A 22,646-nucleotide genomic window follows, 5' to 3' on the forward strand; every position below is an offset into this window, starting at 1 on the left:
ACCGAGATCCCGGCCGGACCGGCCTCGGCACCACCGGATTCCGCGGAGCGGCAGGAATCCGGTGGTGCGGGGGTCGGAGGCGTGGGGGCGGCAGCCCCCAGACCCCTCAGTCCAGCAACCCGTGCCGCATCGCGCTCGTCACCGCCGCCGTCCGGTCGTCCACCCCCAACTTGCCGAAGACGCGCAGGAGATGGGTCTTCACCGTCGACTCCCCGATGTACAGGCGCCTGCCGATCTCGGCGTTGGTGCAGCCCTCCGCCACCAGCCGCAGTACCGCCGTCTCCCGCTCCGACAGCCGGGGCCGTTCCGGTTTGGTGCGCAGTTGGTCGACCAGGCGGGCGGCCACCGAGGGGGCCAGGACCGTCTCGCCGCGCGCCGCGGCCCGTACCGCGTCGGCCAGTTCGCCCCGCGGCAGATCCTTCAGCAGATAGCCCGCGGCGCCCGCCTCCACCGCGCGCAGGATGTCGCGGTCCGTCTCGTACGTCGTGAGGACGATCACACGGCAGGGCAGTCCGGCCTCGTTCATCCGCACGATGGAGTCGACGCCTCCGCCGCCCGGCATCCGCAGGTCCATCAGCACGATGTCGGGGCGGAGTTCGGCCGCCAGGGCTTCCGCCTGCGGGCCGCTGGAGGCGTCGGCGACCACGTCGAGGTCGGGTTCCGCGCTGAGCATGGCGCGCAGGCCCTCCCTTACGACGGGGTGGTCGTCGGCCAGGACGATCCGGATCATCGCGCACTCCTCCGCGGGGCGACCGGCAGCCGTACCGTCACCGTCGTGCCGTCGCCCGGCGCGCTGTGCACCAGGGCCGTTCCCCCCACCTCGGCGGCCCGGGTCCGCAGGCCCGCCAGGCCGTAGCCGCCGGAGACCGCACCCGGGTCGAAGCCGCACCCGTCGTCCCGTACCGAGACGGTCAGCGTCTCGTCGGCGTACGCCAGGACGAGGCTCACCGCCACCGAACTCCCCGCGTGCTTACGGGCGTTGGCGAGCGCCTCCTGACAGGAGCGCAGCGCCACCACCTCGGGTCCCGCCGGCAGGGCACGCACCGCGCCCGTCACCTCCAGCGTCGCGTCCTGGCGGGCGGCGAGCCGGCGCAGGGCGTCCGGCAGCGAGGCGTCCGCGAGGTCGGCCGGTGTGCCGCCGGCGACCAGGGCGCGGGCCTCGGCGAGGTTCTGCCGGGCCGTCTCGTCCATCAGGGCGAGATGGCGGCGGGCCTGCGCGGGGTCGTCGTCCAGCTCGGCCTCCACGGCCTGGACCAGCATCAGCAGGCTGGTGAAGCCCTGGGCGAGAGTGTCGTGGATCTCCCGGGCCATGCGCTCCCGCTCGGCCAGCGCGCCGTGCGCCGACGACAGCCGGGAGACCTCGTGGCGGCTGGCGTCCAGTTCGGCGATCAACTCCGCGCGCTCCTGACTCTGGTCGATGATGCGGATGATCCAGCTCCCGAGGGCCACCGAGAAGACCAGGGTGACCACGGCGAACACCGCGTTGAAGAACACGTCCTGCGCGCCGGGTCGCCACAGCAGCGCCCAGCCGATCACCGGCGCGACGTTGATCACGGTCACCGCGATCAGCGCCCAGCGCAGCCGCAGCACCATGAAGCACGGCGGGACGAGGGCGAAGCCCATCAGCCGGGTCTCGCCGACCAGCACCGCCGACGGCAGGAACAGCGCCATCTCCGCGACGAGATAGCCGACGGCCCGCCGCTCGTCGGGCGGATCGCCCCGCAGGATCGGGCGCCCGAACCAGACGTACAGCGGCACCAGCGGGACGAGCAGCCCGGCCGCCACCACGCGCACCGGCCACCCCGGTTGGTCCGTGCCGAGCACGAACACCAGGGTGGCCAGCCAGATCAGCGCGAAGTACGTGTCCCAGAGCAGGAACGAGCGGTCCCAGGCGTCCGTGCCCGTCGTCCCGCCGGGGGCGTTCATCCGTCGCGCCGGTTCTTCCACCGGAAGGTCAGCAGACACAGCAGCAATCCTCCGACGCACCACGCCCCGAGCACCAGCGCGACCTTCCCGAACTCCCAGCTCCCGGCCTGCTCCAGCACCTGTGCCGAGGAGGGCAGGAAGACTCCGCGCAGCCCCTGGCACATCCACTTCAGCGGGAACAGGGCGCCGATGTTGAGCATCCAGTCCGGGATGGTGTCGATGGAGATGTACACCCCGGAGATGAACTGCAGCACCAGGAAGGGCAGTACGACCACGGAGGTCGCGCTCTTGCCGGACTTGGGGACCGAGCTGACCGCGATGCCGAGCAGTGCGCACGCCGTCAGACCGAGCACGAAGATCCACCCGAAGTCCAGCCACTTGGTGGCCGACGAGGGCAGATCCACGCCGTAGAAGCCGGTCCCGACGAGCAGCAGGATCGCGGTCTCCAGCAGGCCCGTGACCAGAACCAGCCAGATCTTGCCGAGGAAGTACGCGGCCGGTGGCATCGGGGTGCCGCGCAGCCGCCGCAGCACCTTCTCGTCGCGCTCGATCGCGATCGAGATGCCGAGGGACTGGAAACTCGTCGACATGATGCCGGCGGCCATCATCGCCGGGACGTACAACTGCGAGGCGTTGACGCCCGCACCCTGGACGTCGTCCTTGAAGATCGACGCGAACAGGAACAGGAAGACGACCGGGAAGGCGAAGGTGAACACCACCTGGTCGCGCTGCCGGAAGAACTGTTTGAGCTCCAGGGTGCCGCGCCGCAGCCCGAGCCCCCAGGCACCGGGCAGCCGCTGCTCGGAGGCTCGTGCCCGGGTCGCCGCGACGGTCGTGGTGGTGGTCATCGCACGTCCTCCTGTCCGGTCAGCCGGAGGTAGACGTCCTCCAGGGTGGGGCGGCTCACCAGCAGCCCGGGGATCTCGCCGTCGAAGCGGTGCATGAGTTCGGCCACGACCTTGGTAGGAGTGTCGGTGTGCTCCGCGCGCGGGGTGCCGTCGGGCTCGGTCCACTCGACGGTGGCTCCGGTGCCGTGGCGCTCGCGCAGGGCGGCCGGTTCGCCCGCGGCGACCACCCGGCCCCTGGCGACGATCGCCAGCCGGTCGGCCAGGTTCTCCGCCTCCTCCAGGTAGTGGGTGGTGAGGAGGATGGTGGTGCCCTCGTCGGCGAGTTTGCGGATCAGGTCCCAGAACTGGCGCCGGGCCGCCGGGTCGAAACCGGTCGTCGGTTCGTCCAGGAGGAGGAGTTCCGGATCGCCGATCACTCCCAGGGCCACATCCAGCCGCCTGCGCTGTCCGCCCGACAGCGCCTTGATCCGGCTGTCCACCTTGGCTTCGAGCCCCACCAGGCCGATGACCTCCTCGGGGTCGCGCGGACGCGGGTAGTAGCGGGCGAAATGCCGTACGGTCTCGCCGACCGTCAACTCGGCGGGTGCCGATTCGTCCTGCCAGACGATGCCGACCCGAGAACGCCACGCGCGTGTGCCCGTCGCCGGGTCCGAGCCGAGCACCGACACCTCGCCCGCGTCCCGGCCGCGGTTGCCCTGGAGGATCTCCACCGTGGTGCTCTTGCCCGCGCCATTGGGCCCGAGCAGGCCGAACACCTCCCCCGTGCGGATCTCCAGGTCGATTCCGTCGACGGCGGTCACGTCCCCGTACTGCTTGCGCAGCCCTCGCACATCCACTGCGAGGTCGTTCGCCTGTGTTGTCATGCCTTGAGCATCGTCCGGAATCGAGCGATCGGGGACGACCGTGCGTACTTCCTTATGTCCACCGAACGGTGGACAGGCGTGTGCGTGCGGCACAATGGCCCTGCCCGAAGAAGGTCCAACTCTCAAGTGACGGATCGGCGTGATGAGCAAGACGACAGTGAAGGACGTCTCCACCGACTCCGAGCCGGAGCACACCGACGTGGAACCACGCACCGCGGGCAGCAGCCGCGCCTTTGCCGTGCTGCTGGTGATCACCGGTGCGGCCGGACTCCTGGCCGCGTGGGTCATCACGCTCGACAAGTTCAAGATCCTTGAGGGCAAGATCGCGGGGAAGACGTTCACCCCGAGCTGCAGCATCAACCCGATCGTGTCCTGCGGCAGCGTCATGGAGAGCAAGCAGGCCGCCGCCTTCGGCTTCCCGAACCCGATGCTCGGCCTGGTCGCCTACGGCATCGTCATCTGCGTCGGCATGAGCCTGCTGACCCGGGCCAGGTTCCCGCGCTGGTACTGGCTGACCTTCAACTTCGGCACGCTCTTCGGCGTCGGTTTCGTCACGTGGCTGCAGTTCCAGTCCCTGTACCGGATCAACGCGCTGTGCCTGTGGTGCTCGCTGGCCTGGGTCGCCACGATCACCATGTTCTGGTACGTCACCTCGTTCAACATCCGCAACGACTTCCTGAAGGCCCCGCGCCCGGTCAAGAACTTCCTGGGCGAGTTCACCTGGGTCCTCCCGGTCACCCACGTCGGCATCATCGCGATGCTGGTCCTGACCCGCTGGGGCACCCAGCTCTGGGCCTGAGCAGGCGGCCCGACCGCGTTGTCAGTGCGGTGACATAGGGTTTTGGACGTGGAGCCCGACCTGTTCACCGCCGCAGCCGAAGAACGCCAGGAGAAGGACCCGTCCAGCAGTCCCCTGGCCGTACGGATGCGCCCGCGCACCCTCGACGAGGTCGTGGGCCAGCAGCACCTGCTGAAGCCGGGCTCGCCCCTGCGCAGACTCGTCGGCGAGGGTGCGGGCGGCCCGGCCGGACCCTCCTCGGTGCTCCTCTGGGGCCCGCCCGGCACCGGAAAGACGACCCTTGCCTACGTCGTCTCCAAGGCCACCGACAAGCGGTTCGTGGAGTTGTCCGCGATCACCGCCGGCGTCAAGGAGGTCCGTGCGGTCATCGACGGCGCCCGCCGCGCCACCGGCGGCTTCGGCAAGGAGACCGTCCTCTTCCTCGACGAGATCCACCGCTTCAGCAAGGCCCAGCAGGACTCCCTCCTGCCGGCCGTCGAGAACCGCTGGGTGACCCTGATCGCGGCGACCACGGAGAACCCGTACTTCTCGGTGATCTCTCCGCTCCTGTCCCGCTCCCTGCTCCTCACCCTCGAACCCCTCACGGACGACGACCTGCGCGCCCTGCTGCGCCGGGCCCTGTCCGACGAGCGCGGTCTCAAGGCCGCGGTCGCCCTCCCCGAGGACAGTGAGAACCACCTGCTGCGCATCGCCGGCGGCGACGCCCGCCGCGCGCTCACCGCCCTGGAGGCCGCCGCCGGGGCCGCCCTCGACAAGGGCGAGCCGGACATCACCCTCCAGACCCTGGAGGAGACCGTCGACCGCGCGGCGGTGAAGTACGACCGCGACGGCGACCAGCACTACGACGTGGCCAGCGCCCTCATCAAGTCCATCCGGGGCTCGGACGTCGACGCGGCCCTGCACTACCTCGCCCGCATGATCGAGGCCGGCGAGGACCCCCGCTTCATCGCCCGGCGCCTGATGATCTCGGCGAGCGAGGACATCGGCCTGGCGGATCCCAACGCCCTGCCGATCGCGGTCGCCGCCGCCCAGGCCGTAGCCATGATCGGCTTCCCCGAGGCCGCGCTCACCCTCAGCCACGCCACCATCGCGCTCGCCCTGGCCCCCAAGTCGAACGCGGCGACCATGGCGATCGGCGCCGCCATGGAGGACGTACGCAAGGGGCACGCGGGCCCGGTGCCGATGCATCTGCGGGACGGGCACTACAAGGGCGCGGCCAAGCTCGGCCACGCCCAGGGGTACGTCTACCCGCACGACCTGCCCGAGGGGATCGCCGAGCAGCGGTACGCCCCGGAGGAGCTGAAGGACCGCGAGTACTACGAGCCCACACGTCATGGAGCCGAGGCCCGGTACGCGGACGCGGTCGAGTGGACCAGGGCGCACCTCGGTCGTAAGCGGTCCTGAGCACCCTGTAGACTTCGCCGGAGTGCTGGGTCCTGTGCAGTCAGAACAGGACAGCCAGCCGGAGCCGGTCAAGGGACCCAGTCCCCGGACCGTCTCCAGGAGCGTCGCGCACCCTTCGAACGGTGTCGCGGGCAGCCCACCACCACCCGGAGTTCCGGGAGAGGTCGGTGGGCCACTCGTGTGCTGCACGTATGTGCCCAGACCAGGGGAGCGGCTGCCCGACAGGTCCCTCGCGGACCCGGCGGGTTTCCCCGACTGCGGATGCGACCTCCCTTAACCCTGACAAGCCGGAAATTAAGGAAAGAGACAAGTGGCGAACCAGTCCCGCCCCAAGGTCAAGAAGTCGCGTGCCCTCGGCATCGCGCTGACCCCGAAGGCCGTCAAGTACTTCGAGGCCCGTCCCTACCCGCCGGGTGAGCACGGTCGTGGCCGCAAGCAGAACTCGGACTACAAGGTCCGTCTGCTGGAGAAGCAGCGTCTGCGCGCGCAGTACGACGTGTCCGAGCGCCAGCTCGTCCGCGCCTACGAGCGTGCCTCCAAGGTCCAGGGCAAGACCGGTGAGGCCCTGATCATCGAGCTGGAGCGTCGTCTCGACGCGCTGGTCCTGCGTTCGGGCATCGCCCGCACGATCTACCAGGCCCGCCAGATGGTCGTTCACGGCCACATCGAGGTCAACGGCCAGAAGGTCGACAAGCCGTCCTTCCGCGTCAAGCCCGACGACGTCGTGATGGTCCGCGAGCGCAGCCGCAGCAAGACGCTGTTCGAGGTCTCCCGCGCCGGTGGCTTCGCCCCCGACGGCGAGACCCCGCGCTACCTCCAGGTGAACCTCGGCGCCCTGGCGTTCCGCCTGGACCGCGAGCCGAACCGCAAGGAGATCCCGGTGATCTGCGACGAGCAGCTCGTCGTCGAGTACTACGCCCGCTGATCACCTCACGGACGTAGCACCACCTTTCGCGTCAGCCCGTCGTCTCCCCGCCCTTCCGGGTGGGCGAGGCGGCGGGCTTTCGCATGTCGGCCCGTACCGCCGCGGGCCGCACCGGACCGCGCGGAACCGGCACCGCGTCGAGCGGGCGCGGCTGCCTCAGTGCCCGCGCCACGGCCGCCTCACGACCGAGCCGTGCTCCCTCGCGGGCGCACTCCTCGTACCGCTCGTCGCCCAGCCGTTCCCGGGCCATCGCCTCGCACAGCTCGTGCGGCGCGTTGTAGTACGCCGAGCCGAACAGCGGCAGCCCCACCGACGGCCACATCCCGCCCGCCGCGCCCTGCAGCAGCGCGGCCTCGGCGGCATCGCCCTCCGCCGCCGTGACGAGGGCCAGCAGCTCGACCGCCAGCACCGAGCCCAGCAGATCGCGGAAACCGTGCGCGCTGCCCAGACAGTCCGTCAACAGGTCGCGCGCGAGCGGGAGTTCGCCGTCGCTCCAGGCGACGTACGCCAGCACATACAGCGCGTACGCCCTCGTCCACCGCTCGCCGTGGTCCTCGCACACCCGCCGTACGTCCTGGCACAGCTTCACCGCGTCCACCAGGTCACCCTGGAAGGCCCGGGCCATCGCCAGCTCGACCTGGCCCATCAGCACCGTGCTGTTCAGCTCGCCGATCCGCCGATAGCGGTCGAGGGCCGAGCGCAGCAGGGTCTCCGCCCGCGCCATGTCGTCGGTGACCAGGGCCAGACAGCCGGTGCGATGCTCCGCGTACGCCACCGCCGTGGGGTTCTCGGCCCGGTCCGCCTCCTCCCGGCACTCCTGGAGCGCGGCCAGCGCGGGCACGGTGTCGCCCTGGAGGATCGCCACATAGCCGAGCACCCACAGGGCCTTCAGCCGTGACTGGTCGTTCCCGGATTCGAGCTGTACGGCCTGCTCCAGCCAGTGCCGGCCCTCCGAGAGCCGTCCGCAGCCCGCCCAGTAGAACCACAGGGAGCCCGCCAGGTACTGGCCCAGATGCGTCTCGTCCGGCTCGTTCAGGCAGTACTCCAGGGCACCGCGCAGATTCGGCAGCTCCGCCTCGACCCGCGCGGCGACCTCGCCCTGGCGCGGCGAGAACCAGTCCAGCTCGCACCAGGTCGCCAGCCCCAGATACCAGTCGCGGTGCCGGCGCCGCAGCCGGTCCGCGTCCCCGGTCGCCGCCAGCCAGTCCGCGCCGTAGGCCCGGACGGTGTCGAGCATCCGGTAGCGCACACCCCTCGCCGTCTCCTCGCGGACGATCACGGACTGTGCGAGCAGCTCGGACAGCACATCGAGGACGTCGTCGGCGGGCAGCCCGTCGCCGCTGCACACATAGTCGACGGCCTCCAGGTCGAAGCTCCCCGCGAACACCGACAGGCGTGCCCACAACAGCCGTTCCCCGGGCGTGCACAGCTCATGGCTCCAGCCGATCGCCGTGCGCAGCGTCCGGTGCCGGGGCAGCGCGTCGCGCCGTCCGCAGGCCAGCAGCCGGAACCGGTCGTCGAGCCGCGCCAGCAACTCCCCGGGCGACAACGCCCGCAGCCGCCCCGCCGCCAGCTCCACGGCGAGCGGAATCCCGTCGAGCCGCCGGCACAACTCCCGTACGTCCGCGTCGTCGTCCCCGAGGACGATCCCCTGCTGCGCGGCCCGCTCGGCGAACAGCTCCACCGCCTCTTCCTCGCCCAACGGCGCCAGCGCCAGCACCCGTTCGCCCGCCAGCTCCAGCGGCCGCCGTCCCACCGCGAGCACCCGCAGCCCCGGTACCCGCCCCACCAACTCGGCCACCAGCGAGGCACACACCTCCACCAGATGCTCGAACCCGTCCAGTACCAACAGGAGTTGACGTCCCGTCAGATGGGCGAGCAACGCCTCACGCGGCGGCCGAGTGGTGTGATCCGTCAGGCCCAGCGCCTCCACGACCGCGAAGTCCACGAGTTCCGGATCGCGCACCGCGGCCAGCTCCACCCGCCACACCCCGCCCGGGGGAGCGCACCGGGCCGCCGCACGGGCCGCGAGCCGCGACTTGCCGACCCCGCCGGGTCCGGTCACCGTGACCAGCCGCGAGGCGTCGAGCGCCCGCGCCAGCTCGGTGAGTTCGGCCGCGCGGCCCACGAACCGGTCGGGTTCGAGGGGCAGATTGCCGTCGGCGGAGGAGCCGGTGCGCTGGGAAGCTCGCATGGAACACGGAGCGTACTGAACCGTATTCAGTCCGTACAATCGCTTCGCTCAACTCCACCGCGCGCGGGGCGGTAATGCGGTACGGAGCGCCGGCCTCGGCGCGATAGGCTCGGGACCAGTTATCTACAGGTGTTCATGAGAGAGGGTGTCAGGTGTCCGGTGGAGAGGTTGCCGGGATCCTGGTGGCCGTCTTCTGGGCGATCCTGGTCTCCTTCCTCGCCGTCGCACTGGTGAGGCTGGCCCAGACGCTGAAGGCGACCACCAAGCTGGTCGCGGACGTGACCGACCAGGCCGTCCCGCTGCTGGCGGACGCCTCCTCGGCGGTGCGCTCGGCGCAGACCCAGATCGACCGGGTCGACGCGATCGCCACCGACGTCCAGGAAGTCACGTCGAACGCCTCCGCCCTGTCGACCACCGTCGCCTCCACCTTCGGCGGCCCCCTCGTCAAGGTCGCGGCCTTCGGCTACGGCGTCCGCCGGGCCCTCGGCGGCCGACGCGAGGCCGAGCCCGCCAAGGCCTCCCGGCGTACGGTGATCGTGGGCCGTACGGTCCCGGCCGCGCGGCGGGCCAAGCGCACCCGGAAGAAGGACTGACCGAGCGATGTTCCGCCGTACGTTCTGGTTCGGCACGGGCGTAGCCGCCGGTGTCTGGGCGACCACCAAGGTCAATCGCAAGCTGAAGCAGCTCACCCCCGAGCACCTCGCCGTGTCCGCGGCCAACAAGGCGCTCGAAGCGGGTCACCGGCTCAAGGACAGCGCGGTGGGCTTCGCGCTCGACGTCCGCGCCGGCATGGTCCAGCGGGAGGCCGAACTCGGCGACGCCCTGGGGATCAGCGCCCCGGTCGACCCCGAACTCCCCGCCGCCAGGCAGCACATCGCCATCGAGAACCGCAGCACCCCGAAATCCGTCGACAGGACGGACAGAACGACGTACTCGTACAACCGGAATGAGGACCACTGATGGAGTCGGCTGAAATCCGCCGCCGCTGGTTGAGCTTCTACGAGGAGCGCGGCCACACCGTCGTCCCTTCGGCGTCGCTCATCGCGGACGACCCGACTCTGCTCCTGGTCCCCGCCGGAATGGTCCCCTTCAAGCCGTACTTCCTCGGCGAGGTCAAGCCGCCGTGGCCGCGCGCCACCAGCGTGCAGAAGTGCGTGCGCACCCCCGACATCGAAGAGGTCGGCAAGACCACCCGGCACGGCACGTTCTTCCAGATGTGCGGCAACTTCTCCTTCGGCGACTACTTCAAGGAAGGCGCCATCACCTACGCCTGGGAGCTGCTCACCTCGCCCCAGGACAAGGGTGGTTACGGACTCGACCCCGAGCGGCTGTGGATCACGGTCTACCTCGACGACGACGAGGCCGAGACCATCTGGCGCGACAAGATCGGCGTCCCGGCCGAGCGCATCCAGCGCCTCGGCAAGAAGGACAACTACTGGTCCATGGGTGTCCCCGGCCCCTGCGGCCCGTGCTCCGAGATCAACTACGACCGCGGCCCCGAGTTCGGCGTCGAGGGCGGTCCGGCCGTCAACGACGAGCGGTACGTGGAGATCTGGAACCTCGTCTTCATGCAGTACGAGCGCGGCGAGGGCATCGGCAAGGAGGACTTCGAGATCCTCGGCGAACTGCCCAGCAAGAACATCGACACGGGCCTCGGCCTGGAGCGCCTCGCGATGATCCTCCAGGGCGTCCAGAACATGTACGAGATCGACACCTCCATGGCCGTCATCAAGAAGGCCACCGAGCTGACCGGTGTCGAGTACGGCGACTCCCACGACTCGGACGTCTCCCTGCGCGTGGTCACCGACCACATGCGCACCTCCGTGATGCTCATCGGCGACGGCGTGACCCCCGGCAACGAGGGCCGCGGTTACGTCCTGCGCCGCATCATGCGCCGCGCCATCCGCAACATGCGTCTGCTCGGTGCCACCGGTCCGGTCGTCAAGGACCTCATCGACACGGTCATCGCGATGATGGGCCAGCAGTACCCCGAGCTGGTCACCGACCGGCAGCGCATCGAGACCGTCGCCCTCGCCGAGGAGGCCGCCTTCCTCAAGACGCTGAAGGCCGGCACCAACATCCTCGACACGGCCATCAGCGACACCAAGGAGTCCGGCGGCAAGGTCCTCGCCGGCGACAAGGCGTTCCTGCTCCACGACACCTGGGGCTTCCCGATCGACCTCACCCTCGAAATGGCCGCCGAACAGGGCCTTTCGGTGGACGAGGACGGCTTCCGGCGCCTGATGAAGCAGCAGCGCGACCAGGCCAAGGCCGACGCCCGGGCCAAGAAGACCGGCCACGCCGGTGTCGGCGCCTACCGCGAGATCGCCGACCAGGCCGGCGAGACCGACTTCATCGGCTACTCGGACACCCAGGGCGAGTCCACGATCGTCGGCATCCTCGTCGACGGCGTCTCCTCCCCGGCCGCGACCGAGGGCGACGAGGTCGAGATCGTCCTCGACCGCACCCCGTTCTACGCCGAGGGCGGCGGCCAGATCGGCGACACCGGCCGGATCAAGGTCGAGTCCGGTGCCGTCATCGAGGTCCGCGACTGCCAGAAGCCGGTACCGGGCGTCTACGTCCACAAGGGCGTCGTCCAGTTCGGCGAGGTCACCGTCGGCGCCAAGGCCGAGGCCGCGATCGACATCCGCCGCCGCACCGCCATCGCCCGCGCCCACTCGGCCACCCACCTCACCCACCAGGCGCTGCGTGACGCGCTGGGTCCGACGGCCGCGCAGGCCGGTTCCGAGAACCAGCCCGGGCGCTTCCGCTTCGACTTCGGTTCCCCGTCCGCGGTTCCCACCGCCGTGATGACCGACGTCGAGCAGAAGATCAACGAGGTGCTCGCCCGCGACCTGGACGTGCACGCCGAGATCCTCAGCCTCGACGAGGCCAAGAAGCAGGGCGCCATCGCCGAGTTCGGCGAGAAGTACGGCGAGCGGGTCCGGGTCGTCACCATCGGCGACTTCTCCAAGGAGCTGTGCGGCGGCACCCACGTCCACAACACCTCCCAGCTCGGCCTGGTGAAGCTGCTCGGCGAGTCGTCCATCGGCTCGGGTGTCCGCCGTATCGAAGCCCTCGTCGGCGTCGACGCCTACAACTTCCTCGCCCGCGAACACACGGTGGTCGCCCAGCTCCAGGAGCTGGTCAAGGGCCGCCCGGAGGAGCTTCCGGAGAAGGTCTCCGCCATGCTCGGCAAGCTGAAGGACGCCGAGAAGGAGATCGAGAAGTTCCGCGCCGAGAAGGTGCTCCAGGCCGCGGCCGGTCTCGTCGAGTCCGCCAAGGATGTCAACGGCGTCGCCCTCGTCACCGGTCAGGTCCCGGACGGCACCACTCCGGACGACCTGCGCAAGCTGGTCCTCGACGTGCGCGGCCGCATCCAGGGCGGCCGGCCCGCCGTGGTCGCGCTGTTCACGGTCAACAACGGCAAGCCGCTGACGGTCATCGCCACCAACGAAGCCGCCCGCGAGCGCGGCCTCAAGGCCGGCGAGCTGGTCCGTACGGCCGCCAAGACCCTCGGCGGCGGCGGTGGCGGCAAGCCGGACGTGGCCCAGGGCGGCGGCCAGAACCCGGCCGCCGTCGGCGAGGCCGTGGACGCCGTCGAACGTCTCGTCGCCGACACGGCCAAGTAAGAAAAGGCCGCGAACATGCGCAGAGGACGTCGGCTCGCGATCGATGTCGGGGACGCCCGGATCGGGGTCGCCTCGTGCGACCCCGACGGGATCCTCGCCACTCCCGTCGAGACGGTCCCCGGCCGAGACATCCCGGCGGCGCACCGTCGGCTGAGGCAACTCGTCGAGGAGTACGAACCGATCGAGGTCGTCGTCGGCCTCCCCCGCTCCCTCAAGGGGGGCGAGGGCCCGGCCGCCGTGAAGGTCCGGGCCTTCTCCCAGGAGCTGGCCAGGGGCATCGCCCCCGTAGAGGTCAGACTGTTGGACGAACGGATGACCACGGTGACGGCCAGTCAGGGACTGCGGGCATCGGGGGTGACGTCCAAGAAGGGCCGCTCGGTCATCGACCAGGCCGCCGCTGTGATCATCCTTCAGCAGGCGTTGGAATCCGAACGGGTGTCAGGTAAACCACCCGGCGAGGGCGTCGAAGTGGTCATCTGATCGCGATACGGTAACGTTCCGCGCGATGCGATGGTGTTCGAACAGCCATGGCACAGCAAGAGGCGGGACGGGAGCCGGAGCCGCAAGCGCCGCGACCGCCGCCTCGCGGCTCTAGGGGATCGATGACTGAGTATGGCCGGGGCCCAGGCTCCGAACCGTGGCATCCGGAGGACCCGTTGTTCGGGGACGTCGGATGGGAAGGACAGCAGGCCCACGTGGGCCGGCAGTCCTCCTACGGCGGCCAGCCGCAGCACTATCCGGAACAGCCCCAGCAGCCGCAGTACGGCGACTGGGGCCACGGCCAGCAGGCCGACTACGGTCAGGCGCAGCAGCAGTACCAGGTCTACGAACAGCAGGGTCACCCTCAGCAGTACCCCGACCAGCAACAGTGGGCGGACCAGCAGCAGTACGCCGATCAGGGGCATCAGCAGTACGCCGGTCAGCAGCAGCAGTATCAGCAGGGTGGCTGGGACGCCACCGGCACGCATGGCCATGTCCCCTACGCCGCCGACCCCGGCGACCCGTACGGACAGCAGGCCGCCGCGTACGGCGAACAGCAGCCCGATTTCTACGGCACCCCCGACGCGTTCCCACCGCCGGAGCCGCCGGGCCGGCGACGCACGGAGCCCGAACCGGAGCGGACCGACTGGGACCCGGGTCCCGACCAGGGCGAGCACGCGTTCTTCGCGGGCGGCGACGATGACGACGAGGCCGACGACGACGAGCCGGGTGGACGCGGCGACCGGCGGGGCAAGGGCGGCAAGGGCAAAGGCGGCAAGGAGAGGAAGCGCCGCAACGGCTGTGCCTGCCTGGTGGTCGTCCTGGTCTTCGGCGGCGGCCTGGCCGGAGTCGGCTACTTCGGCTGGCAGTTCTACCAGGATCGTTTCGGCACGGCCCCCGACTACGCGGGAGACGGCACCGGTTCGGTGAGCGTCACCATCCCCAAGGGCGCGGGCGGTTACACCATCGGCCAGGAGTTGAAGAAACAGGGCGTCGTGAAGAGCGTCGACGCGTTCGTGGCCGCTCAGTCGCAGAATCCCGACGGAAAGAAGATCCAGGCGGGCGTCTTTCTGCTCAAGGAGCACATGTCGGCCGAAAGTGCCGTAAAGCTGATGCTCGACCCCAAGAGTCAGAGCAATTTTATCGTTCCTCCAGGCTGGCGCACCACGAAGATCTACTCCGAACTCGATAAGCAACTCGGTCTTTCTGGCGGCACCACGAAAAAGGTGGCGAAAGCCGAATGGAAGAGTTTCGGACTGCCGAGCTGGGCGAACGACAACAAGGACATCAAGGACCCACTGGAAGGATTCCTCTACCCTGGCACCTATGGCGTCGCAAAGGGTATGAAGCCCGAGTCGGTCCTCAAGCAGATGGTCTCCCAGGCCAACGAGGCCTATGACAAGTACGACCTCGCGGGCAAGGCGAAGGCGCTTAATCTCACGAGTCCGCTGCAGGTCATCACGGTGGCGAGCCTCGTCCAGGCCGAAGGAAAGACGCACGACGACTTCCGCAAGATGGCCGAAGTGGTCTACAACCGCCTCAAGACCACGAACACCGAGACAAACCGGTACCTGCAGTTCGACTCGACCTTCAATTACCTGAAGGGCCAGAGCAACATCCGCATCAGCGAGTCCGAGATCAACAGCAACAAGGACCCGTACAACACCTACACCCAAAAGGGCCTCCCGCCCGGTCCCATCGACAATCCCGGTGACGAGGCGCTCGCAGCGGCACTGAATCCGACCAAGGACGGCTGGATCTACTTCGTGGCGACCGACGGCGAGAACAAGACCGAATTCGCCAAGACGTACGCCGAATTCCAGGCACTCAAGGAAAAGTTCAATGCCACCTCGGGCAACTGACGCCCGCCGGGCCGCCGTGCTCGGTTCACCCATCGCCCACTCCCTCTCCCCGGTGCTGCATCGCGCGGCGTACGGGGAGCTGGGACTCGACGACTGGTCCTACGACCGCTTCGACGTCGATGCGGCCGGCCTGCCGGGGTTCTTCGAGAACCTCGGACCGGAGTGGGCCGGGCTGTCGCTGACCATGCCGCTGAAGCGCGCTGTCATACCGCTCCTCGACGAGATCAGCGACACCGCGGCGTCGGTGGACGCGGTCAACACGGTCGTGTTCACCGAGGACGGCCGACGCGTCGGCGACAACACCGACATCCCCGGCATGGTCGCCGCACTGCGCGAACACGGCATCGAACAGGTCGACTCGGCCGCGATCCTCGGCTCCGGCGCCACCGCCTCCTCCGCCCTCGCCGCCCTCGCCCGCGTCTGCACCGGCGAGATCGTCGCCTATGTCCGCAGTGAGGCCCGCGCCGCCGAGATGCGGTTGTGGGGCGAGCGGCTGGATGTGGAGGTCCGCACGGCCGACTGGTCGGACGCGGCCGAGGCCCTGCGCGCCCCCCTGGTCATCGCGACCACCCCCGCCGGCACCACGGACCCCCTCGCCTCCGCCGTACCGGAACGCCCCACCACCCTCTTCGACGTCCTCTACGACCCCTGGCCCACGACCCTCGCGGCCCGCTGGTCCGGCTACGGCGGTGCGGTCGTCAGCGGCCTCGACCTCCTGGTCCACCAGGCCGTACTCCAGGTGGAACAGATGACCGGCCGTCACCCTGCACCGCTGGACGCGATGCGCAGGGCGGGGGAGAAGGCGTTGGCGGATCGCTGAGGGGCGCTCCGCTGGGTTTGGGGTCGGGGGCGTTGCGATCGGCGAGAAGGTGCTGGCGGAGGGGCAAGAGGTACGGCCGACGGACCGCTGACGTGCGTTCGGCGGGGTAGGCGAGTGGGCGCGGATCGGCTTCGGCTGTCGACGACGCCAAGGGGCCGTCGGTAATCGCTGGGCCTGAGTGATTGGGTTGGCCGGGAGCGTTGGTCGGATGCTGGTCCCGATCGAGCAGGCCGGCCGAGAACAGGTCGGTTGACTGCCGACACCGGCCCGCGCGGGCGGCAGAGTGCGCCTTGGCGGACCGCTGGGCCCGTGGCTCGGCCGGGGCGGCGCCCGTGGCCTGCTGGGCCCGACTCATCGGCTCGGCCGCGGCGGCGCCCGTAGACCTCTGAGCCCGACCCATCGGCTGCGCCGCGCGTGTGTCGGCGAGCTCCTGACCTCGATGACGCAGTGCGGCAGGAGGCCACGCAGGGCCGTCTCCCACCCCCACGCCCCGTCCGCTCTCTGGACCGCAGGCCAGGTCCATGCCCCGGACGTGGGAGGATCGGGGGCGGCGGGCCAGGGCCGCGCACCCGGTTTCGCCGTCGCCGTACGCGAGGACGCGCGTACGCAGGGCAGTAGCAGGGCGCGAGCATGAGGAGCACCGTTGAGCAGGTTGCGCTGGCTGACCGCTGGGGAGTCCCACGGTCCCGCACTCGTGGCGACGCTGGAGGGGCTTCCCGCCGGTGTGCCGATCACCACGGAGATGGTGGCGGATCATCTGGCGCGGCGGCGGCTGGGTTATGGGCGCGGTGCGCGGATGAAGTTCGAGCGCGACGAGGTCACCTTCCTCGGTGGTGTCCGGCACGGCCTCACCCTCGGTTCGCCGGTCGCGATCATGGTGGGCAATACCGAGTGGCCCAAGTGGGAGCAGGTGATGGCGGCCGACCCGATCGACCCGGAGATCCTGGCCGGGCTCGCCCGTAACGCCCCGCTGACCCGCCCGCGTCCCGGTCACGCGGATCTGGCGGGGATGCAGAAGTACGGTTTCGAGGAGGCCCGTCCGATCCTGGAGCGCGCCTCCGCGCGGGAGACCGCGGCGCGGGTCGCGCTGGGCGCGGTGGCACGGTCGTACCTCAAGGAGACGGCCGGTATCGAGATCGTCTCGCATGTTGTGGAGCTGGCCTCGGCGAGGGCTCCGCGGGGTGTTGTGCCCGCGCCGGCCGATGTGGCGAGGCTGGACGCGGATCCGGTGCGCTGCCTGGACGCGGATGCCTCGAAGGCGATGGTCGCGGAGATCGATCAGGCCCACAAGGACGGCGACACCCTCGGCGGTGTGGTGGAGGTCCTCGCCTACGGTGTGCCGGTGGGCCTGGGCTCGCATGTGCACTGGGACCGCAAGCTGGACGCCCGCCTGGCCGGTGCTCTGATGGGTATCCAGGCGATCAAGGGTGTCGAGATCGGTGACGGTTTCGAGCTGGCCCGGGTGCCGGGCTCGAAGGCGCACGACGAGATCGTAAAGACCGACGAGGGCATCCGGCGCGTGTCCGGGCGCTCCGGTGGTACCGAGGGCGGCCTGTCCACCGGTGAACTGCTGCGGGTGCGGGCGGCGATGAAGCCGATCGCGACCGTGCCGCGTGCGCTGCGGACCGTGGATGTGGTGACGGGTGAGGCCACGCAGGCCCATCATCAGCGTTCGGACGTGTCCGCGGTGCCGGCCGCCGGGATCGTCGCCGAGGCGATGGTCGCCCTCGTTCTGGCGGATGCGGTGGCGGAGAAGTTCGGCGGCGACTCGGTGCCCGAGACCCGCCGCAACGTCCGCTCCTACCTTGAGAACCTGGTCATCCGATGAGTACCGCACCGCTGGTCGTGCTGGTCGGTCCGATGGGTGTGGGCAAGTCGACGGTCGGGCAGCAGCTGGCCGGGCGGCTCGGTGTCGGCTACCGGGACACCGACGACGACATCGTGGCCGCCGAGGGCCGCACCATCGCCGAGATCTTCGTCGACGAGGGCGAGCCCGTCTTCCGGGCGATCGAGAAGCGCGCCGTGGCCCAGGCGCTCGCCGGGCACGAGGGTGTCCTCGCGCTCGGCGGCGGCTCGGTCCTCGACGCCGACACGCGCGCGCTGCTCGCCGGGCAGCGGGTCGTCTACCTCTCCATGGACGTGGACGAAGCGGTCAAGCGCACCGGTCTCAACGCGGCCCGCCCGCTGCTGGCCATCAACCCGCGCAAGCAGTGGCGTGAACTGATGGAAGCCAGGCGCCACTTGTACGCCGAGGTCGCACAGGCCGTCGTAGCCACCGACGGGCGCACCCCCGAAGAGGTCACCCAAGCCGTCCTGGACGCACTGGAGTTGAAGGAAGCATGAGCAGCGAGTCAGCGACGCGGATCCAGGTCGGCGGCACGGCGGGCAGTGACCCCTACGAGGTCCTGGTGGGCCGTCAACTCCTGGGCGAGCTGGGTGGGTTGATCGGCGACCGGGCCAAGCGGGTCGCGGTCGTGCACCCCGAGGCCCTCGCCGAGACGGGGGAGGCGCTGCGCGCCGACCTGGCCGGGCAGGGTTTCGAGGCCGTCGCCATCCAGGTGCCCAACGCGGAGGAGGCCAAGACCGCCGAGGTCGCCGCCTACTGCTGGAAGGCGCTCGGCCAGTCCGGATTCACCCGCTCCGACGTCATCGTGGGCGTCGGCGGCGGCTCCACCACCGACCTGGCCGGATTCGTCGCCGCGACCTGGCTGCGCGGGGTCCGCTGGATCGCCGTCCCGACCACCGTCCTGGCCATGGTCGACGCGGCCGTCGGCGGCAAGACCGGCATCAACACCGCCGAGGGCAAGAACCTGGTCGGCTCCTTCCACCCGCCGGCCGGCGTGCTCTGCGACCTGGCGGCGCTGGACTCCCTCCCGGTCAACGACTACGTCTCCGGGCTCGCCGAGATCATCAAAGCCGGCTTCATCGCCGACCCGGTGATCCTCGAACTCATCGAGTCCGACCCCCAGGCCGCGCGCACCCCGGCCGGACCGCACACCGCCGAGCTGATCGAACGCTCCATCAAGGTCAAGGCCGAGGTCGTCTCCGCCGACCTCAAGGAGTCCGGCCTGCGCGAGATCCTCAACTACGGCCACACCCTCGCGCACGCCATCGAGAAGAACGAGCGCTACAAGTGGCGGCACGGCGCCGCAGTCGCCGTAGGCATGCACTTCGCGGCCGAACTGGGCCGTCTTGCGGGCCGGTTGGACGACGCGACGGCGGACCGTCACCGCACGGTCCTCGAATCCGTCGGTCTCCCGCTCAGCTACCGTCACGACCAGTGGCCCAAGCTTCTGGAGACCATGAAGGTCGACAAGAAGTCCCGTGGCGATCTGCTCCGCTTCATCGTCCTCGACGGCCTCGCCAAACCCACGGTCCTGGAAGGCCCCGACCCGGCCGTCCTGCTCGCCGCGTACGGCGAAGTGGGCGAGTAGGTCCCGGCACACCCCTTCCATCCGTTTTGCCTTGTGGGGATGGGCACTTCGGGCCCTCCCCGGCCGTTCACCAAATGGCGGCCGGGGAAGGTACCGTTCGGTAGGGAGCGGGGGATTCGGGCCCGCTGCCAGCGCCAATCGCCAGAAAAAGACGAGATGGAGTGGCACCGGATGCAGCACGCAGTGGGGTCTCCGCTGCCGCCGCCCCACCAGCCGGGGCAGGGACCGGCCACCGGTTGGATGCCGACCGGACAGCACCCGGGCCCGCATCCTCCGGGTCCGGCTCCGGTGCCCCCACCGCCACCGGCCCCACCCGTGCCGCACGCGGTCCCGCGTCACGCCCCGGACACCACCGGCCATGTCCAACTGCCGCCGGGCGGCCCCGTGCCCATGCCCAGCACGCCTCCCGCGCAGGCCGCGGCCGACCCGACCTCCACCACCCTCGCGGTGCTGCTCATCGGCCCCGCGGGCGCGGGCAAGACGAGCGTCGCCAAGTACTGGGCGGACCACCGCGGGGTCCCCACCGCCCACATCAGCCTCGACGACGTACGCGAATGGGTCCGCTCGGGTTTCGCCGACCCACAGTCCGGGTGGAACGACCACTCGGAGGCCCAGTACCGCCTGGCCCGCCGCACCTGCGGCTTCGCCGCCCGCAACTTCCTCGCCAACGGCATCTCCTGCATCCTCGACGACGCGGTCTTCCCCGACCGCCCGGTCGTCGGCCTCGGTGGCTGGAAACGCCATGTGGGCCCCGGCCTCCTCCCGGTCGTTCTCCTCCCGGGGCTGGAAATCGTCCTGGAACGCAACGCGGAGCGCTCCGGCAACCGGCGCCTCACCGACGAGGAGGTGGCCCGCATCCACGGCCGCATGGCGGGTTGGTACGGCTCGGGCCTCCCGATCATCGACAACTCCCAGATGGACGTACAACAGACGGCCCAAGTGCTGAACGACGTGCTGGCCCGATCGATAGCGAGTCCCCCGAGCTGGTAGTCACCGGGGGAGTGGCCTTGCCCATTCCGCACCCCGTCCCCCGAACGGCACCCTCCCAACCAGCACAATCCAGCCACCGCTCCTACGCTCGTCTCATGTCAGAGGTCTACGCAGCCCGCAGAGCAAACCTCAGGGAACGAGCCCAGGCCGGCGGCAGCCAGTCCGCGCTGGTGACCAGCCCGGCCAACGTGCGCTATCTGGCCGGGCCGGCCCCGCAGGGCACCGTCCTGCTCCTGGGCAGGCGCGAGGACCTGCTGGTCTGCGCCGGGCCGGCGGGGGAGCGCCCCGCGGAGGGCCGCCCCGACGAGGCACTCCGCGTCCACGAACTGCCCGGCCCGGGCGGCGACCCCGCCGTGGCGGCCGCGGACCTCGCGCTCGCACAGGGCGCCGAATCGATGGCCGTGGAGGAACACCACCTCACCGTGACCCGCCACCGAGCCCTGCGCTCGGTCGCCCCGGCGCTCCGCCTCACCGACATCGGCGCCGCGGTCGAACAGCTCCGGGTCGTCAAGGACGAGGAGGAGATCTCCTGTCTGAGAATCGGCGCCGAGATCGCCGACCAGGCCCTCGGCGAGCTGCTGGAGTCGATCCTCGTCGGCCGCACCGAACGCCATCTCGCCCTCGAACTGGAGCGGCGGCTCGTCGACCACGGTGCCGACGGCCCGGCCTTCGCCACCTCCGTCGCCACCGGCCCGCACTCCGGCAGACGCGGCCACCGGCCGACCGACCGCCGGGTCGAGGAAGGAGATTTCCTCTCCGTCTGCCTCGGCGCCACCTATCGCGGATACCGCTGTGAGATCGGCCGTACGTTCGTCATCGGCACCTCTCCCGCGGACTGGCAGATCGAGCTGTACGACCTCGTCTTCGCCGCCCAGCGCGCCGCACGGGAGTCCCTGACCCCCGGTGCCGCCTACCGTGAGGTGGACCGCGCGGCCCGCCAGGTACTGGACTCCGCGGGGTATTCGGAGGGCCTTCCAGCCCTCACCGGCCACGGTGTCGGGCTCGAAATCGACGAGGAGCCGCAGTTGGCCCCCGCGGCCATGGGTAAACTGGACGCTTGCGTGCCGGTCACCGTCGAACCGGGGGTCCACCTCCCGGGCCGGGGCGGTGTCCGGATCGATGACACGCTCGTCGTACGCCCTGAGGCGGACGGCGGACCCGAGCTACTCACCATCACGACCAAGGAACTGCTCGCGCTCTAGCTTTTCGAGCTGTGCGCGTGTCCCGGGGTCGTCCACGTCAGTCCAGGAGATTCCGCAACCGTGGCTTCCACGAACGACCTCAAGAACGGCCTGGTGCTCAAGCTCGACGGGGGCCAGCTCTGGTCCGTCGTCGAGTTCCAGCACGTCAAGCCCGGCAAGGGCCCTGCCTTCGTGCGCACCAAGCTCAAGAACGTGCTCTCCGGCAAGGTCGTCGACAAGACGTTCAACGCCGGCGTCAAGGTCGAGACGGCCACTGTCGACAAGCGCGACATGCAGTTCTCGTACATGGACGGCGAGTACTTCGTCTTCATGGACATGGAGACCTACGACCAGCTCATGGTCGACCGCAAGGCCGTCGGCGACGCCGCCAACTTCCTGATCGAGGGCTTCACCGCCACGGTCGCCCAGCACGAGGGCGAGGTGCTCTTCGTCGAGCTGCCGGCCGCCGTCGAGCTGGTCATCCAGGAGACCGAGCCCGGCGTCCAGGGCGACCGCTCCACCGGTGGCACCAAGCCCGCCACCCTGGAGACCGGCTACCAGATCCAGGTCCCGCTCTTCATCACCACCGGTGAGAAGATCAAGGTCGACACCCGCTCCAGCGACTACCTCGGCCGGGTGAACAGCTAACCGTGGCTGCCCGCAATACGGCCCGCAAGCGCGCCTTCCAGATCCTCTTCGAGGGCGACCAGCGCGGTGTCGGCGTCCAGACGGTCCTCGCGGACTGGATCCGGCTGTCCCGGGACGACACCCGGCAGCCGCCGGTCAGCGAGTACACGATGGAGCTGGTCGAGGGGTACGCGCAGCACGCGCGCCGTATCGACGAGCTGATCGCGCAGTACTCCGTCGGCTGGACGCTCGACCGCATGCCCGTGGTGGACCGCAACATCCTGCGCCTCGGGGCCTACGAGCTGATCTGGGCCGACGAGACGCCGGACGCTGTTGTCCTGGACGAGATGGTGCAGTTGGCGAAGGAGTTCTCGACAGACGAGTCGCCCTCGTTCGTCAACGGCCTGCTGGGCCGGTTCAAGGACCTGAAGCCCTCGCTGCGCCGGGACGACGTCTGAGCAGTACGCGAGCGAAACGCCGGAGGGCCCGCAGCGACACCGCTGCGGGCCCTCCGGCGTTCCCGTACGCATGAGGCCCCTGAGGCCCGCAGAAAGCCGCCGGGGTGGGGCGGCAGGTCAACGTTGGGGCACACCCCCCGGGCCTGTCTAATGATATCGGGTGGGGGGTATGACGTGACCGTGGGGGCGGGGCCGCCGGCCGG

21 protein-coding genes are annotated in these 22,646 nt (G+C 70.1%); 16 read left to right on the forward strand and 5 right to left on the reverse strand.

Features of this window, described 5'->3' with window-relative positions:
• Positions 1 to 106 precede the first annotated feature (106 nt).
• From AB0M63_RS33410 to AB0M63_RS33425, 4 genes are read right to left on the reverse strand one after another with little or no spacing between them, the layout of a single operon-like run.
• Positions 107 to 730, reverse strand: coding sequence for a response regulator transcription factor (locus tag AB0M63_RS33410; protein ID WP_355919011.1), 624 nt, complete (start codon positions 728 to 730; stop codon positions 107 to 109).
• Entirely contained in the window at positions 727 to 1,926 is a 1,200-nt protein-coding gene (locus AB0M63_RS33415) for a sensor histidine kinase (RefSeq protein WP_366021973.1), read from the reverse strand. Before AB0M63_RS33415 ends, AB0M63_RS33410 begins: the two co-directional genes overlap by 4 nt.
• A complete protein-coding gene (locus AB0M63_RS33420; protein WP_355919005.1) occupies positions 1,923 to 2,774 on the reverse strand; it encodes an ABC transporter permease in 852 nt (283 codons plus the stop codon). The genes AB0M63_RS33415 and AB0M63_RS33420 overlap by 4 nt, the downstream gene beginning before the upstream one ends.
• Positions 2,771 to 3,637, reverse strand: a complete 867-nt coding sequence (locus AB0M63_RS33425) for an ABC transporter ATP-binding protein (protein WP_355919002.1) — start codon at positions 3,635 to 3,637, stop codon at positions 2,771 to 2,773. Before AB0M63_RS33425 ends, AB0M63_RS33420 begins: the two co-directional genes overlap by 4 nt.
• Positions 3,638 to 3,779: 142 nt before the next feature.
• Between AB0M63_RS33425 and AB0M63_RS33430 the strand changes: the two genes are divergently transcribed.
• The 3 genes from AB0M63_RS33430 to rpsD all read left to right on the forward strand — a co-directional run bounded on the left by AB0M63_RS33430 (position 3,780) and on the right by rpsD (position 6,765).
• Positions 3,780 to 4,436 carry a vitamin K epoxide reductase family protein gene (locus AB0M63_RS33430; protein ID WP_355918999.1) on the forward strand — a complete coding sequence of 219 codons (657 nt, stop codon included), beginning with the start codon at positions 3,780 to 3,782 and terminating at the stop codon, positions 4,434 to 4,436.
• 48 nt (positions 4,437 to 4,484) lie between these two features.
• A complete protein-coding gene (locus AB0M63_RS33435; protein ID WP_366021974.1) occupies positions 4,485 to 5,840 on the forward strand; it encodes a replication-associated recombination protein A in 1,356 nt (451 codons plus the stop codon).
• Between the two features lie 310 nt (positions 5,841 to 6,150).
• A complete protein-coding gene (gene rpsD, locus AB0M63_RS33440) occupies positions 6,151 to 6,765 on the forward strand; it encodes a 30S ribosomal protein S4 (protein WP_019066381.1) in 615 nt (204 codons plus the stop codon).
• Positions 6,766 to 6,796: 31 nt separating this feature from the next.
• Here rpsD and AB0M63_RS33445 read toward each other — a convergent pair whose 3' ends face one another.
• Positions 6,797 to 8,959 carry an AAA family ATPase gene (locus tag AB0M63_RS33445; protein ID WP_366021975.1) on the reverse strand — a complete coding sequence of 721 codons (2,163 nt, stop codon included), beginning with the start codon at positions 8,957 to 8,959 and terminating at the stop codon, positions 6,797 to 6,799.
• A 152-nt stretch (positions 8,960 to 9,111) separates the two neighbouring features.
• On the opposite strand from AB0M63_RS33445, the gene AB0M63_RS33450 reads away from it, so the two are divergent.
• The 13 genes from AB0M63_RS33450 to nusB all read left to right on the forward strand — a co-directional run bounded on the left by AB0M63_RS33450 (position 9,112) and on the right by nusB (position 22,443).
• Positions 9,112 to 9,552 carry a DUF948 domain-containing protein gene (locus AB0M63_RS33450; RefSeq protein WP_355918989.1) on the forward strand — a complete coding sequence of 147 codons (441 nt, stop codon included), beginning with the start codon at positions 9,112 to 9,114 and terminating at the stop codon, positions 9,550 to 9,552.
• 7 nt (positions 9,553 to 9,559) lie between these two features.
• Positions 9,560 to 9,919 (forward strand): hypothetical protein, encoded by a 360-nt coding sequence (locus AB0M63_RS33455; RefSeq protein ID WP_355918986.1) that lies wholly within the window; start codon positions 9,560 to 9,562, stop codon positions 9,917 to 9,919.
• Entirely contained in the window at positions 9,919 to 12,591 is a 2,673-nt protein-coding gene (gene alaS / locus AB0M63_RS33460) for an alanine--tRNA ligase (RefSeq protein WP_355918983.1), read from the forward strand. Before AB0M63_RS33455 ends, alaS begins: the two co-directional genes overlap by 1 nt.
• A gap of 15 nt (positions 12,592 to 12,606) precedes the next feature.
• The gene (gene ruvX, locus AB0M63_RS33465; RefSeq protein ID WP_366021976.1) at positions 12,607 to 13,071 is read left to right on the forward strand and encodes a Holliday junction resolvase RuvX; all 465 of its coding nucleotides are present in this window, start codon (positions 12,607 to 12,609) and stop codon (positions 13,069 to 13,071) included.
• 122 nt (positions 13,072 to 13,193) lie between these two features.
• A complete protein-coding gene (gene mltG, locus AB0M63_RS33470) occupies positions 13,194 to 14,933 on the forward strand; it encodes an endolytic transglycosylase MltG (protein ID WP_366021995.1) in 1,740 nt (579 codons plus the stop codon).
• A complete protein-coding gene (locus AB0M63_RS33475) occupies positions 14,914 to 15,753 on the forward strand; it encodes a shikimate dehydrogenase (protein ID WP_366021977.1) in 840 nt (279 codons plus the stop codon). Before mltG ends, AB0M63_RS33475 begins: the two co-directional genes overlap by 20 nt.
• 643 nt (positions 15,754 to 16,396) lie before the next feature.
• On the forward strand, positions 16,397 to 17,581 hold the full coding sequence (aroC, locus tag AB0M63_RS33480; protein WP_366021978.1) for a chorismate synthase: 1,185 nt from the start codon (positions 16,397 to 16,399) through the stop codon (positions 17,579 to 17,581).
• Positions 17,578 to 18,096 carry a shikimate kinase gene (locus AB0M63_RS33485; protein ID WP_366021979.1) on the forward strand — a complete coding sequence of 173 codons (519 nt, stop codon included), beginning with the start codon at positions 17,578 to 17,580 and terminating at the stop codon, positions 18,094 to 18,096. The genes aroC and AB0M63_RS33485 overlap by 4 nt, the downstream gene beginning before the upstream one ends.
• Positions 18,093 to 19,187 (forward strand): 3-dehydroquinate synthase, encoded by a 1,095-nt coding sequence (gene aroB / locus AB0M63_RS33490; RefSeq protein WP_366021980.1) that lies wholly within the window; start codon positions 18,093 to 18,095, stop codon positions 19,185 to 19,187. The genes AB0M63_RS33485 and aroB overlap by 4 nt, the downstream gene beginning before the upstream one ends.
• A 171-nt stretch (positions 19,188 to 19,358) precedes the next feature.
• Positions 19,359 to 20,177 (forward strand): Pro-rich N-terminal domain-containing protein, encoded by an 819-nt coding sequence (locus AB0M63_RS33495; RefSeq protein WP_366021981.1) that lies wholly within the window; start codon positions 19,359 to 19,361, stop codon positions 20,175 to 20,177.
• Positions 20,178 to 20,272: 95 nt separating this feature from the next.
• Entirely contained in the window at positions 20,273 to 21,379 is a 1,107-nt protein-coding gene (locus tag AB0M63_RS33500; RefSeq protein ID WP_355925540.1) for an aminopeptidase P family protein, read from the forward strand.
• A 60-nt stretch (positions 21,380 to 21,439) separates the two neighbouring features.
• A complete protein-coding gene (gene efp, locus AB0M63_RS33505) occupies positions 21,440 to 22,006 on the forward strand; it encodes an elongation factor P (protein ID WP_019059745.1) in 567 nt (188 codons plus the stop codon).
• A gap of 2 nt (positions 22,007 to 22,008) precedes the next feature.
• Positions 22,009 to 22,443, forward strand: coding sequence for a transcription antitermination factor NusB (gene nusB / locus AB0M63_RS33510; protein ID WP_355925542.1), 435 nt, complete (start codon positions 22,009 to 22,011; stop codon positions 22,441 to 22,443).
• Positions 22,444 to 22,646: the final 203 nt, after the last annotated feature.

Source organism: Streptomyces sp. NPDC051576 (genome assembly GCF_040681835.1).
In the GTDB taxonomy this organism is placed as follows: domain Bacteria; phylum Actinomycetota; class Actinomycetes; order Streptomycetales; family Streptomycetaceae; genus Streptomyces.

Coding starts and splice junctions, on each gene's coding strand:
- AB0M63_RS33410 (WP_355919011.1), bottom strand. CDS start 730: ATGATCCGGATCGTCCTGGCCGACGACCACCCCGTCGTAAGGGAGGGC.
- AB0M63_RS33415 (WP_366021973.1), bottom strand. CDS start 1,926: ATGAACGCCCCCGGCGGGACGACGGGCACGGACGCCTGGGACCGCTCG.
- AB0M63_RS33420 (WP_355919005.1), bottom strand. CDS start 2,774: ATGACCACCACCACGACCGTCGCGGCGACCCGGGCACGAGCCTCCGAG.
- AB0M63_RS33425 (WP_355919002.1), bottom strand. CDS start 3,637: ATGACAACACAGGCGAACGACCTCGCAGTGGATGTGCGAGGGCTGCGC.
- AB0M63_RS33430 (WP_355918999.1), top strand. CDS start 3,780: ATGAGCAAGACGACAGTGAAGGACGTCTCCACCGACTCCGAGCCGGAG.
- AB0M63_RS33445 (WP_366021975.1), bottom strand. CDS start 8,959: ATGCGAGCTTCCCAGCGCACCGGCTCCTCCGCCGACGGCAATCTGCCC.
- AB0M63_RS33455 (WP_355918986.1), top strand. CDS start 9,560: ATGTTCCGCCGTACGTTCTGGTTCGGCACGGGCGTAGCCGCCGGTGTC.
- alaS (WP_355918983.1), top strand. CDS start 9,919: ATGGAGTCGGCTGAAATCCGCCGCCGCTGGTTGAGCTTCTACGAGGAG.
- ruvX (WP_366021976.1), top strand. CDS start 12,607: ATGCGCAGAGGACGTCGGCTCGCGATCGATGTCGGGGACGCCCGGATC.
- mltG (WP_366021995.1), top strand. CDS start 13,194: ATGACTGAGTATGGCCGGGGCCCAGGCTCCGAACCGTGGCATCCGGAG.
- AB0M63_RS33475 (WP_366021977.1), top strand. CDS start 14,914: ATGCCACCTCGGGCAACTGACGCCCGCCGGGCCGCCGTGCTCGGTTCA.
- AB0M63_RS33485 (WP_366021979.1), top strand. CDS start 17,578: ATGAGTACCGCACCGCTGGTCGTGCTGGTCGGTCCGATGGGTGTGGGC.
- aroB (WP_366021980.1), top strand. CDS start 18,093: ATGAGCAGCGAGTCAGCGACGCGGATCCAGGTCGGCGGCACGGCGGGC.
- AB0M63_RS33495 (WP_366021981.1), top strand. CDS start 19,359: ATGCAGCACGCAGTGGGGTCTCCGCTGCCGCCGCCCCACCAGCCGGGG.
- AB0M63_RS33500 (WP_355925540.1), top strand. CDS start 20,273: ATGTCAGAGGTCTACGCAGCCCGCAGAGCAAACCTCAGGGAACGAGCC.